This is a genomic window from Rhizobium sp. Root482 (assembly GCF_001426565.1).
Classification (GTDB): Bacteria; Pseudomonadota; Alphaproteobacteria; order Rhizobiales; family Rhizobiaceae; genus Pararhizobium.
Genome location: NZ_LMFA01000022.1, coordinates 276846 through 289438 on the forward strand (window position 1 = coordinate 276846; position 12593 = coordinate 289438).

A 12593-nucleotide genomic window follows, 5' to 3' on the forward strand; every position below is an offset into this window, starting at 1 on the left:
CCGCTCCTATCTCATTCGCAGGCTGGGGAGCCATTCGGGCGATTTTCGGCATGAAAAGAAGGGTTTCCGCGACGATCGAGGAGGGTTGTCACGGGGTTGCAATCAAACGGAATCATTCTGTTTGAGCATCATCAAGGAGAAATGCATGTTCAAGAACTTCCTGACAGCATCCGTAGCCGTCGTCAGCCTGACGATCGCCCTGCCCACGGGCGCCTTCGCCGCCACCGAACTGCAATGGTGGCATGCCATGACCGGCGCCAACAACGAGGTGGTCGATAACCTGGCGAAGGAATTCAACGAAAGCCAGAGCGATTACAAGATCGTGCCGGTCTTCAAGGGTACCTATCCGGAAACGCTGAATGCCGGCATCGCCGCCTTCCGCTCGAAGCAGCCGCCGGCCATCATCCAGGTCTTCGACGCCGGCAGCGGCGTGATGATGGCGGCCGAAGGCGCGATCATGCCGGCCGCCGAGGTTCTGCAAAAGGGTGGCTTCACCTTCGACAAGTCGCAATATCTCGCCGGCATCGCCGCCTATTATTCCAAGCCCGACGGCACCATGCTGTCCTTCCCCTATAATTCGTCCTCGCCGATCCTCTATTTCAACAAGGACGCCTTCCAGAAGGCCGGCCTCGACGCCGAAAACCCGCCGAAGACCTGGCCGGAAGTGTTCGAAGCGGCCAAGAAGATCAAGTCGAGCGGCGCTGCCCCTTGCGGTTTCACGTCTACCTGGCTCACCTGGATCCAGACGGAGAATTTCGCCGCCTGGAACAATGTCTCCTATGGCAGCAACGAAAACGGCCTAGGCGGCAACGACGTCAAGCTCGCCTTCAACGCGCCGCTGTTCGTCGAGCATTTCCAGGCGATCGCCGATCTCGCCAAGGACGGCACCTTCCGCTATGGCGGCCGCACGTCGGAAGCCAAGCAGCTGTTCATGTCGGGCGAATGTGCGATCCTGACGGAATCCTCCGGCGGCCTCGGCGATATCGTCAAGTCGGGCATCAATTACGGCATCGGCCAGCTTCCCTATTATGAAGGACACGGCCCACAGAACACCATTCCGGGCGGCGCCAGCCTCTGGGTCTTCGGCGGCAAGTCCGACGAGGAATACAAGGGTATCGCCCAGTTTTTCGACTTCCTGTCGCAGACCAAGATCCAGGCCCGCCTGCACCAGGTCTCGGGCTATATGCCGGTCACCAATGCGGCTTACGAAGAAACCAAGAAATCCGGTTTCTACGACAAGAATCCGGGCCGTGAAACGCCGATCCTCCAGATGATGGGCAAGGCGCCGACCGAAAACTCCAAGGGCGTGCGCCTGGTCAACCTGCCGCAGGTCCGCGACATCATGAACGAAGAGTTCGAAGCGATGCTGGCCGGCCAGCAGGATGCCAAGACCGCCCTCGACAAGGCCGTCGAACGCGGTAATGCTGCAATCGCCGAAGCCATCGGCAACTAAAGTCGGGTTTTCATCGGCCGTTCGCATCCTTCAAGGTTGCGGACGGCATTCTTGACTGCCGCATGAGGAGCATTTCGTGCACAATGTCGCCTTTCCCAACAAGGTCCTGCCCTATCTTCTCGTTGCGCCCCAGATCATCCTGACGATCGTCTTCTTCTTCTGGCCGGCCAGCCAGGCGCTGTACCAGTCCGTGATGCGCGAGGACCCGTTCGGGCTGAAAAGCGAATTTGTCGGGCTTGCCAATTTCAGTTCCGTGCTGACCGACCCCAATTATATCCATTCGGTGCAGATTACCGTCATCTTCACGCTCCTGACCGTACTTCTGTCCATGGCCGTGGCGCTGCTTCTGGCGACAGCGGCCGACAAGGTGATTCGCGGCCAGACCTTCTACCGGACGCTGTTGATCTGGCCCTATGCGGTGGCACCGGCCGTCGCCGGCATGCTCTGGCTGTTCATGTTCAATCCGGCGATGGGAACGCTGGCCTATCTGCTGCGCCGCAACGGCTTTGCCTGGGACCCGCTCCTGAACGGCGACCAGGCGATGGCGATGGTCGTCGTGGCATCCGCCTGGAAACAGATCAGCTATAATTTTCTGTTCTTCGTGGCCGGACTGCAGGCGATCCCCAAATCGCTGATCGAGGCCGCCTCGATCGACGGCGCACGCGGCGCGCGGCGCTTCTGGACCATCGTCTTCCCGCTGCTCGCGCCGACGACCTTCTTTCTTCTGGTCGTCAATACAGTCTATGCCTTTTTCGACACGTTCGGCGTCATCCATTCCGTCACCGGCGGCGGCCCGGCAAAGGCGACCGAAATTCTCGTCTACAAGGTTTACAACGACGGCTTCGTCAATCTGAACCTCGGCTCCTCGGCGGCGCAATCGGTCATCCTGATGGTCATCGTCATCGCCCTGACCGCGTTCCAGTTCCGTTTCGTCGAAAAGCGGGTGCATTATGGCTGAGGGACAGGAATGATCGAGAAACGACCCATCGCCAGCCTCATCGGCCACCTGATCATGATCCTCGGAATCATCATCGTGGCCTTTCCGATCTATTATACCTTCATCGCCTCGTCGATGACCTCGGTCGAGATCATCCGGCCGCCGATGTCGCTCCTGCCGGGCGGCCATCTGGTCGAAAACTACCGCGAGGCCATGACCGGCGGCGTCGAGCGAGTGATCGGCGTCAGCCTGGAGCGGCTTCTGTTCAATTCCTTCGTCGTCGCGCTTGCCATTGCCATCGGCAAGATCTTCATTTCCTTCCTGTCGGCCTTCGCCATCGTCTTCTTCCGCTTTCCCTTCCGTATGGCCTTTTTCTGGATGATCTTCGTGACGCTGATGCTACCCGTGGAGGTGCGTATCTTGCCGACCTACAAGGTCATCGTCGATCTCGGCCTGATCGATACCTATGCCGGCCTGACCCTGCCGTTGATGGCCTCGGCCACCGCCACCTTCCTGTTTCGACAGTTTTTCCTCACCATTCCCGGCGAACTGGTGGAGGCGGCGCGGATCGACAATGCCGGGCCGTTCCGCTTCATGCGCGATATCCTGCTGCCGCTGTCGAGCACCAATATCGCCGCCCTTTTCGTCATCCTGTTCATCTACGGCTGGACGCAATATCTCTGGCCGCTGCTCATCACCAACGATGCCAAAATGAACACGATCATCATCGGGCTCCGACGCATGGTGGACTTCACCGATGCATCCACCCCCTGGAACTATGTCATGGTGACGGCGATCCTCGCCATCATCCCGCCCATCCTCGTCGTCGTGCTGATGCAGCGATGGTTCGTCAAAGGTCTCGTGGAGACGGAGAAATAATGGCCAAGATTATCCTCAACGACGTTCGCAAACGCTATGGCACGGTCGATGCGATCCAGGGCGTGTCGCTTGATATCGCCGATGGCGAACTGGTTGTGCTGGTCGGACCGTCCGGCTGCGGAAAATCGACGCTGCTGCGCATGATCGCCGGCCTCGAAAGCATCACCGGCGGTGAAATCTCGATCGGCGAGCGCGTCGTCAACAATCTTGAACCATCCGAGCGCGATATCGCCATGGTCTTCCAGAACTACGCGCTTTACCCGCATATGACGGTGCGCCAGAACCTTGCCTATGGCCTGAAGAACCGCAATACGCCAAAGGACGAGATTGTCCGGCGCATAACGGAAGCTGCCAAGGCGCTGGAAATTGAGGCCTTCCTCGAGCGAAAGCCGCGCCAGCTCTCCGGCGGCCAGCGCCAGCGTGTGGCCATGGGCCGCGCCATCGTGCGCGAGCCGGCGGCCTTCCTGTTCGATGAACCCCTATCCAATCTCGATGCCAAGCTGCGCGTGCAGATGCGCGTCGAGATCCGGCGTCTCCAGCGCGCCCTTGCCACAACCAGCGTCTATGTCACCCATGACCAGATGGAGGCAATGACGCTTGCCGACCGCCTCGTGGTCCTCAATGCCGGCCGGATCGAGCAGGTTGGCACGCCGATCGAGCTCTATGAAAAGCCGGCGACCAGCTTCGTCGCCACCTTCATCGGCTCGCCGTCGATGAACCTCCTGCCGGACGGAGCGCAGCGGCCCTGGACGCTCTCGCCGGACATGGTGCCGCCGCCGGGCGCCACCATGCTGGGCATCCGCCCCGAAGACCTGCACCTGGCCGAAGACGGTGGCCCCGGCGACGTCTTCAAAGCCGACGTCACGGTCGCGGCAGTGGAACTCGTGGGCGCGGAAAGTTATGTCCATGGCGTGCTTTCGAATGGAGAAACCATAGTTTTCCGCGTTTCCGGCCGTTCCTCGATCGCCATCGACGCGGTGGTGACCGTGCATGCCGATCGGGACCGCCTGCATTTCTTCGGTGAAAACGGTCGGCGCCTCTAGCGCGCCGAAACTGCACCTTCCTGGCTCACACACCAGTTTATTTCGGGGATTGCGCTTGATTGCCGGAGAGTTCTAAAGTCGCGGCCACGGGCGGCAATGCGTCGATCATCTCGACGCCGGCAATTCGGGGAGTAGTAATGGGGGACTACGAGGGTCGATCGTTTTCCGTTTCGACGGCTGCGACCGCGATCATTACCGCGATGTTTGCCGCGCTGATCGTCCTGATCGCCTTCTGGCTCTACCAGGGCCACGAGACGGCGGAACGTCGCGGCGAGGAAAGAGCGATCGCGGCCTCCAAGATCGTCGCCACCAACACATCCTGGATCAACGCGCTGGCCTGGCAGGCGCTGCAACGGATCGACGAATCCCTGGGCGCGACGATCGACGTCAACGCCCATGAACAGGTCCGCGACATCAATGAAGCGGTCGAGAACCTGCCAGGACAGGTGCAGGCCTATGTCGTCGGCAGGACCGGCCGCACGCTCTACTCCACCGATCCTGCCATCAAGCCGCTCGATATCACCGATCGGGACTATTTCTCGGCGCTTGCCAAGGGGGAAAGACAATATGTTTCCGCCCTCCTTGTCAGCCGGCTGAACGGAAAGCAAATCTTCGTCTTCAGCCGCCGCCTCGAGCGCGACGGTGTCTTTGCCGGCGCCGCCATGGTTTCCTTCGAAGCCGGGCTGCTCGCGAATGTCTGGGAGGCTGTCGATCTCGGGCCGAACTCGACCGTCAGCATCATCCGCAAGGACGGCATGCTGGTGGCGCGCTTTCCGTTCGCGGACGGGCCTCTCGACATGAGCAAATATGTGCTCTTCACCGACTATTTGCCGAAATCAGCCTCCGGCACCTATCTGGCGACATCGCCGGTGGACGGCGCGTCACGCGTGGTTGCCTATCAGGCGGTGGAAGGAACGGATTTCATCGCCATCGGATCGGCCGACTACACTGTTGCCTTGCGGCCGTTCTGGAGCGATGTCTATATCGCCGCGGGCGTTCTCATCCTTGCCGCGATCGGCTCGCTTGCCGCCGGCGGGTGGATCAGACACCTCCTCAAGCGAGACGCGGTCCGTTCTACCCGGCTATCCCTCGCGCTCGAGCAGAACCAGCTTCTGCTCCGCGAGATCCATCACCGCGTCAAGAACAACCTGCAATCGGTGCAGGCGGTGATCCGCATGCAGCAGCTGCCCGCCGACATGCAGGCATCGCTGTCGGACAGGATCGCCGCGATGGTCGCCGTGCACGAGCAGATCTATAGCCGCGACCAGTTCATGGAGGTTTCGGCCCGCGATCTCCTGCCGGTCATTCTCGACACGCTCGTCAAGGCCTATGCCAGCGACGTCACCATTTCCTACGATATCGAGGATGTGAAGGTCAGCAGCGACAATGCGACGCCGCTCGCCATGCTGGCCAACGAGGTTGTTACCAACAGCCTGAAATATGCCTTTCCGGACGACCGCAAGGGCCATATTTCAGTAAAATTCCACGTGATTTCGGAGCGGCTCGCTCGCCTCGAGATCTCCGATGACGGCATCGGCATGGATCCGTCGACCGTTCATACGGGCATGGGCACCCGGCTGATCCGGGGCGTGATTTCTCAGCTGAACGGAACATTCGACTATGCCGAGGGTGATGGCACGAACTTTGTCGCCGAACTGGAGGTGGTGAACCAGGCAGCCTGAGACATAATCTCCCGGCTGCCTGCGTTATCCCTTTGCATTTTTCGAGCGCCACCAGCCAGCGACCGGCTAATCCTCGGCGTCGCCCATCGGAATATCCACCGTCTCCCGGCCGACCGCCGACAGGATCGAGCGCTTGCCGACATGATTTGCCGGGCCGACCAGCCCTTCGCGCTCCATGCGCTCCACCAGCGAGGCGGCCCGGTTATAGCCGATCGACAGGCGGCGCTGGATATAGGACGTCGAGCATTTCTTGTCGCGAAGAACGACTTTCACGGCCTTGTCGTAGAGGTCGTTTCCGTCTTCCTCGGCCATCGCGCCCTTGTCGAACACCGCGCTATCCTCTTCCGCGGGCTCGTCCACTTCGTCGGCGTCTTCGGTGACGGTTCCCAGATATTCCGGCCGGCCTTGCGTCTTCAGATGGGCAACCACCTTCTCGACCTCCTCGTCGGAGACGAAGGGCCCGTGAACGCGGGCGATCCTGCCGCCTCCGACCATATGCAGCATATCTCCCTGCCCCAGGAGATGTTCCGCCCCCTGTTCGCCGAGAATGGTGCGGCTGTCGATCTTCGAGGTCACCTGGAAGGAGATGCGGGTCGGAAAATTGGCCTTGATCGTGCCGGTGATGACATCGACCGAAGGACGCTGCGTCGCCATGATCAGATGGATGCCGGCAGCACGGGCCATCTGGGCCAGCCGCTGGATGGCGCCTTCGATCTCCTTGCCGGCGACCATCATCAGGTCGGCCATCTCGTCGACGATGATGACGATATAGGGCATGGGCGCGAGGTCCATTTCCTCCTGCTCGAAGATCGCCTCGCCGGTCGAGCGGTCGAATCCGGTCTGGACGCTGCACAGGACGGTTTCACCCTTGGCGCGCGCGGTTGCCGCACGCGCATTGTAGCCGTCGATATTGCGCACGCCGAGCCGCGACATCTTGCGATAGCGGTCCTCCATCTCGCGCACCGCCCATTTCAGCGCCATCACCGCTTTCTTCGGGTCGGTAACGACCGGCGTCAGCAGATGCGGGATGCCGTCATAGACCGAAAGCTCGAGCATCTTAGGATCGACCATGATCAGCCGGCATTCCTCCGGCTTCAGCCGGTAGAGCAGCGACAGGATCATCGTGTTGATCGCGACCGATTTTCCGGAGCCCGTCGTGCCGGCCACCAGAAGATGCGGCATCTTGGCAAGTTCAGCCACGACCGGCTCACCGCCGATGGTCTTGCCGAGGCAGAGCGCCAGCTTCAACCGGGTCTCGACATAGTTTTCGGATTCGATCAGTTCGCGGAAATAGACGGTTTCGCGCACCGGATTGGGCAGTTCGATACCGATGACATTGCGGCCGGGGACGACGGCGACACGCGCCGACAATGCCGACATGGAGCGGGCGATATCGTCGGAAAGACCGATGACACGCGAGGACTTGACGCCCGGCGCCGGCTCGAATTCATAGAGCGTCACCACCGGTCCCGGGCGGACATCAATGATCTCGCCGCGAATACCGAAATCCTCCAGCACGCTTTCCAGCAGGCCGGCGCTCTGTTCCAGCGCTTCCTGCGACAGGATCGCGGTTTGCTGGATCGAGGGTTCCTGCAACAGGTCCACCGGCGGGTGGACATAATCGTCGCCGGCCTCGATCGCTCCGATGGTTTCGATCAACCTTGCCGTCACCGGCCTTGCGGAAACACCTGCGGGCGCGGGCTTCTCCCGTCGTTCGAGCGGCCTTGAAGGAGCCGGAACTTCCTCCGCAACGGCAGCTCGCGGTGGCTTCTGCGGCTGTGCTGCGGGAACCGATATGGAAACCGGTGGCGCGACAGACGTCTTACCCACCGGCCTTACGCCCACCTCGCGGTAAAGCGATGTCACGGAGTTCGAAGCGACCTGATATTCCGGCGGCTGCCAGCGCAGCGTCGGCGCAAGCACGTCCAGGTCGGCCTCCATGTGCAGCGTATCCCAGAACACCTCGTCGGAGACATGCAGGAAAGGCGCCGCCCGCCGGAAGCCGGGCTCCGTCACAGCGGCGGATACTATCTCTCCATCGGCCGGAAAACAGGCAAGGTCGATATCGGCCGTCTCGTTGCTTGCAACAGCCGAAGGCTCGGCTGCACGCATTTCCATTTCCCGCTGCAGGCGAAGCGACAGTAACCGGATCCCGCCGACAGGGGCATTCTGGATGCCGGGCGGAACGGCAGACGCCGGCGTCGTCATATCCGTGATGCCGGTGACATCGATGCCGACAGGATCGACCTTCAGCGGTGCGACCGGCTGTCCTTTCTCCTGCCTCGCGGCAGGCATCGACTTTTTGGAAATGACGCTTTCCGGCGTGCGGGTGAAGCGGACATTCGGTCCGAGTACAAAGGCGCTCTGCCAAACCGGCGCATCCTTGCGGCCTTCGATTTCGCTGGCCGCAATGGCATCGGTAGAAACGCCGCTCATGCTTTCCTCGTTTACAGAAACGGGATGCGCGCCATAGACGGACCGCTGGATATCCGCCTTTTCCAGCGGTTGATCTCCATAGGCGGGTTCTTCTTCCGTCATATCAAGGCCATTCGGGAAATTGGTTCGGGAAAGACGCATGGGACCTGCTCACTCAGAATTCACGGGCATTCGCACCATCCATTTCAATAGAAAATAAAGGTTAATCAGCCCTTTCTAGCCGACCCTTCTGGCGGAATTTCCGTTCGTCCTGGCAAGCGCCATGAGCATCGGCCCCAGCGAAAATTCGCCCTTCTCCGCCCGCCGCGTAAGGTCGCGCAGATAGCCGCCGGCCGAGTTGATATGCCCTGCCCGCTCCAGAATGCAGGCGATGACGGTGGCGGCATTTTCCGGTCCGAGAATTTCGCAGGCCTGTTGATAGGCATCGGGACTGACACCGAGCATCGAGCGGACGACGACCGCCGCCGACATAAGCTCGCGCCAGTTCGAAATCGTACCTCCGGAACCGTAGGCGATGATTTCCGGGCAGGCCTGGAGAACGAGAGCCAGCGGAAAGGCCTTGATTTCGGGCGCCACCCGCAAACGATCGGTTTGATCCCTTACGGGTTTAGGTTCCTGCCGTGCAGTTGCATCCTCATCAGACCTTTCGAGATGGATCGGTACAACCGAACCTTCGTGATCCGTCTCGAAAGTCGCCTCCTGCTTCTTTTCGAAGCAAGGTTCAAGTTCATAGGTAGAGTCGGAGTTTGAATTCTGTATGTGGCAGTCATTCTGAGAGGGATTGCCATTCATTTTTTCTGTTTTTACACGCGCTTCCAGCAAGTTGACGATCTCGTCGCGCAGCATTTCCATTTCTTCGAGCACCGGCGTCACATCATCGGCCGTCGGGATGCGCGGCAAGGCCCCTGCCAGGGATCGGAACTGAAGCGTGATCGCTTCCCAATCGCCTGTCGCCCCTTCTTCCATTGCCATCTCGATCAGCTTGGCAATGTCGCGTCGGCAGAGCGTCAATCGTTCGCGCAGCCGCCGCAGCGCAAGCCGCTCGGCCACCACCTCGGCCGCCAACTGCGCGATCTCCTCGGCACGCGCCAGAAGCGGCGCCAGGGAAAAGCCGAAGGCATCGTCGATCGCGCCGGCGCTGTTGCGGCGGACATAGCGCTTACCATTGGGACTATCCTTGCGGCTGATCAGCCCGGCCTCCACCAGAACGGCCAGATGACGCCGGATCGTCTGTTCCGTCATGCCATGCGCCCGGAGAGACAGTTGGGCGTTCGACGGAAAGACGACGAGGCCATGCGCCTGTGACAGCTCGTCCTTGGGGTAGAAGCTCAAAAGCGCGTTCATCACCGCAAGTGCCCGATCGGTGACACCGAGCAGCGGCCTCGCCTCGCAGAGCGCCCGGTAAAGCTTCCACTTGTCGGCGGACTTGGTATCGTCGATCGTCTCGGCCGCAAATTGACTTGCCAACATGCCAAGCGTCATCGGCCGCCGCCCAAAGGGCGTCGTCACACTTCCACTTTCCATCTTCTTCGCCTTTCGTGCAGGCAAAGCTGTCCGGCTCGTCAAAATGACGCCGATCTCAATGAAGAGACTTGACTACGATTCCAGGAAGTGTGATTCTCTCAGTCGCCAAACAGTTGAGAAGGGCTTCCGGAATGCATTTCGGGGGCCTTTTTCTTTGCCAGTTTTCGTCTTTGCCTATCCTTCGATAGCGGTTGACATCAAGGCGCCGACCATGGCGCCCGGTTGAAACTAATTTCGGCGGTCCGGCTTTCGCCCGGCCGTGAATTGCGCGTAGAGCTCGTCGAGCCGATCTGCGAGGAAATTGCCGAAATCGGGTACCTGGCGCTCATCGAAGACGATCCGCGTCTGCCGCTCGTCGCGTTCGATACGGGCAGCCTTTTTCCCCTTCGGACCTTTCCATTCCTGCGCCTTCGGCCCACGCTTTCCCGGTCTTCCGCCAATTGCATCGAACAGGCGGGCAAAGCGGCCGTCGCTGTCGATCGCCAGGAAATCGGGCGCCTCGATCAGGCCTTCCAGCCCGGCATGCCTTTGCCCGAGCCGATCTGCCAGAGCCGCCCAGCGGGCGCGTCCTGCCTTGGGTGCCGGGCCGATCGCCTGAACCAGATATTCGGGAATGCTGCGCGCGATCGAGATGTAGCGGCTGAGGTCGCCCTTGTCGGTCGACAAGGCCGCCATGATCGTCGCGCGGTCATATCCATTGTCTTCGAGACGGCGGGCGAATTGCGCTTTCTCGATATAGGAAAGATCCTGCCGATCGAGATTTTCCTTGCCCTGCGCGATCACCAGCTCATTGTCCGTCAGCGACTGGACAATGGCCCGCACCGTTCTTCCAAGCAGCACAGCCGCCCGCAGTCGTCTGCGGCCATAGGCGACCTGGAACCGGCCGGGCAGAACTGCCTGCGGGCGCACCAGGATCGGCACCTGCTGGCCGTTGTCGCGCATGCTTGCAACCAGCGCATCAAAGCCCGGATCGACCGCGATGGAAATCCGGTCGCTGACCGAGGACTGGTCGATCAGCGACGGATCGAGATCGACGACGGTCGAGCCGCTTGCCAGTTGCTCCTGCAGCCTTGCCGCGCTGCGCGCGCCTTCGGTCATTTCCTGAAGGGATGCGCCCATCGCGGAAATGGCACCGGTGCGTACGCGCTCGCTGCTTTTCTCGATACCAGCAGCCGGCGCCGAGCCTTCCGGCTTGCGCATGAACAGCGTGTTGACGGTTTCCTTCCGGCTCATGGCTGGTCACCTCGCCCGGAAGAGCAGGTCGCAATCCGGCCGTCAGCAGGAGCGACATCGCGCCGGCTTTCTGCCGGGGCCCGCGGGCCGGAACGGAATGTTGGGAGCTCCCAACGCTGCGGGATGGCGTGGACGATCATCGCGGAGCCCGCCCCCATGCCTGCCGAACGAGGGATTCGATCTCGCCATTGACCGCATCGAGCGCTTCCATCGCCCTGTCATAGGTAGAGCGCGTCAGGTTTTCGCGACCGATTTCATAGAGCGTCTGCTTGGTCAGGCCCGCATCCGAAACGGCAGCCGACTTGACCATCGGATTGGTCAGGACGTGATCGTCGAAAAGGTTGCGCAGAAGAGCGGCGACCTTGGTCTGCGGCGCATCCTGCGGCTCGTAGCGCGTCAGCAGATAGCGCACGAAATCATATTTCAGCTCGCCACCGGCCTCGCGCACCACAGCCAGAAGATCGTGGGTCATCAGCAGGAACTGGCTCATCGACGCCACATCGAGCATCTGCGGATGCACGGTCACGACCATCGACGTCGCCGCGCAAAGGCCGCTTAGGGTGAGATAGCCGAGCTGCGGCGGGCAGTCGATGACGACGACGTCATAATCGTCGGCGACCTCGTCGAGCGCGCGCGCCACCCGGGTGAAAAATATCCCATCCGCGTCCCGCGCACCGCTCGTCAGGGCGCGCGGCGTCGTGTGCTCGAATTCCATCAGTTCGAGATTGCCGGGAACGAGATCCAGGCCCTCGAAATAGCTTTTACGGATGACCTCACTCAGCGGGCGCCTCTCCTCGTCGTAGCGGATGGCGGCGTAGAGGGTCTCGTTCGATTTGACGTCGGTTTCCGGCAGCACGCCGAGCAGCGCCGAGAGGCTCGCCTGCGGATCGAGATCGACGGCGAGAACACGATAGCCCTGCAATGCGAGATACTGGGCGAGATGGACGGACGTGGTCGTCTTGCCCGAGCCACCCTTGAAATTGGTGACGGCAATGACCTGGAGATGATCCTCCGCGCCACGGCGCGGAACGAAATCATGAATCTCGCGGCCTCGTGCCGTCTGGGCCAGCTTTTCGCGCAATTCGTTGATCTGGCCGAGCGTGTAGAGACGTCGGCCGTTCGTGCCCACATCCGGCTGCGGCCCCTCGCCGGCAAGGGTCATTTTCCGCAAGGTCGAATCCGAAACGCCGATCAGACGCGCCGCTTCACCGGATGTGAAGCGGCGAAGCGTCTTGTTGGCGGCTGGCGGGAAGACGGCTTCGCTGATGGCGTGGAGCTGCGCGCTGATGATCGCAGCGTGATCTCCAATCGTCTCGTCGACCGTCTTGCGGTCAAACTTGTGCGCCCGAACAGCGTTGTTCACGTTCAAAAACTTTCGTCACGGTAAAATAGCCAGAACGGCAATA

At 61.0% G+C, this 12593-nt stretch carries 9 protein-coding genes; 5 read left to right on the forward strand and 4 right to left on the reverse strand.

What is annotated here, in order from left to right; genetic code table 11:
* The first annotated feature begins 145 nt into the window (after positions 1-145).
* The 5 genes from ugpB to ASD31_RS17340 all read left to right on the forward strand — a co-directional run bounded on the left by ugpB (position 146) and on the right by ASD31_RS17340 (position 5994).
* Positions 146-1453 carry a sn-glycerol-3-phosphate ABC transporter substrate-binding protein UgpB gene (ugpB, locus tag ASD31_RS17320; RefSeq protein WP_056336508.1) on the forward strand — a complete coding sequence of 436 codons (1308 nt, stop codon included), beginning with the start codon at positions 146-148 and terminating at the stop codon, positions 1451-1453.
* Positions 1454-1529: 76 nt separating this feature from the next.
* The gene (gene ugpA / locus ASD31_RS17325) at positions 1530-2411 is read left to right on the forward strand and encodes a sn-glycerol-3-phosphate ABC transporter permease UgpA (protein WP_056336511.1); all 882 of its coding nucleotides are present in this window, start codon (positions 1530-1532) and stop codon (positions 2409-2411) included.
* A 9-nt stretch (positions 2412-2420) separates the two neighbouring features.
* On the forward strand, positions 2421-3269 hold the full coding sequence (gene ugpE, locus ASD31_RS17330; RefSeq protein WP_056336514.1) for a sn-glycerol-3-phosphate ABC transporter permease UgpE: 849 nt from the start codon (positions 2421-2423) through the stop codon (positions 3267-3269).
* On the forward strand, positions 3269-4312 hold the full coding sequence (locus ASD31_RS17335; protein WP_056336517.1) for a sn-glycerol-3-phosphate import ATP-binding protein UgpC: 1044 nt from the start codon (positions 3269-3271) through the stop codon (positions 4310-4312). Before ugpE ends, ASD31_RS17335 begins: the two co-directional genes overlap by 1 nt.
* Positions 4313-4449: 137 nt before the next feature.
* Complete coding sequence (locus ASD31_RS17340) at positions 4450-5994, forward strand: sensor histidine kinase (RefSeq protein ID WP_056336520.1); 1545 nt, start codon at positions 4450-4452, stop codon at positions 5992-5994.
* A 66-nt stretch (positions 5995-6060) separates the two neighbouring features.
* Here ASD31_RS17340 and ASD31_RS17345 read toward each other — a convergent pair whose 3' ends face one another.
* The 4 genes from ASD31_RS17345 to repA all read right to left on the reverse strand — a co-directional run bounded on the left by ASD31_RS17345 (position 6061) and on the right by repA (position 12550).
* Positions 6061-8571: a DNA translocase FtsK gene (locus ASD31_RS17345; RefSeq protein ID WP_082520605.1), complete on the reverse strand. Its 2511-nt coding sequence runs from the start codon at positions 8569-8571 to the stop codon at positions 6061-6063.
* A 75-nt stretch (positions 8572-8646) separates the two neighbouring features.
* On the reverse strand, positions 8647-9954 hold the full coding sequence (gene repC / locus ASD31_RS17350; protein WP_056336523.1) for a plasmid replication protein RepC: 1308 nt from the start codon (positions 9952-9954) through the stop codon (positions 8647-8649).
* A gap of 228 nt (positions 9955-10182) precedes the next feature.
* Complete coding sequence (gene repB, locus ASD31_RS17355; RefSeq protein ID WP_056336526.1) at positions 10183-11187, reverse strand: plasmid partitioning protein RepB; 1005 nt, start codon at positions 11185-11187, stop codon at positions 10183-10185.
* Between the two features lie 136 nt (positions 11188-11323).
* Positions 11324-12550 carry a plasmid partitioning protein RepA gene (repA, locus tag ASD31_RS17360; protein ID WP_056337214.1) on the reverse strand — a complete coding sequence of 409 codons (1227 nt, stop codon included), beginning with the start codon at positions 12548-12550 and terminating at the stop codon, positions 11324-11326.
* Between the last annotated feature and the right edge of the window lie 43 nt (positions 12551-12593).

Excerpts from the sequence above, each read along its gene's own strand:
- ASD31_RS17335 (WP_056336517.1), top strand. The coding sequence starts at position 3,269 with ATGGCCAAGATTATCCTCAACGACGTTCGCAAACGCTATGGCACGGTC.
- ugpB (WP_056336508.1), top strand. The coding sequence starts at position 146 with ATGTTCAAGAACTTCCTGACAGCATCCGTAGCCGTCGTCAGCCTGACG.
- repB (WP_056336526.1), bottom strand. The coding sequence starts at position 11,187 with ATGAGCCGGAAGGAAACCGTCAACACGCTGTTCATGCGCAAGCCGGAA.
- ASD31_RS17340 (WP_056336520.1), top strand. The coding sequence starts at position 4,450 with ATGGGGGACTACGAGGGTCGATCGTTTTCCGTTTCGACGGCTGCGACC.
- ugpE (WP_056336514.1), top strand. The coding sequence starts at position 2,421 with ATGATCGAGAAACGACCCATCGCCAGCCTCATCGGCCACCTGATCATG.
- ASD31_RS17345 (WP_082520605.1), bottom strand. The coding sequence starts at position 8,571 with ATGCGTCTTTCCCGAACCAATTTCCCGAATGGCCTTGATATGACGGAA.
- repC (WP_056336523.1), bottom strand. The coding sequence starts at position 9,954 with ATGGAAAGTGGAAGTGTGACGACGCCCTTTGGGCGGCGGCCGATGACG.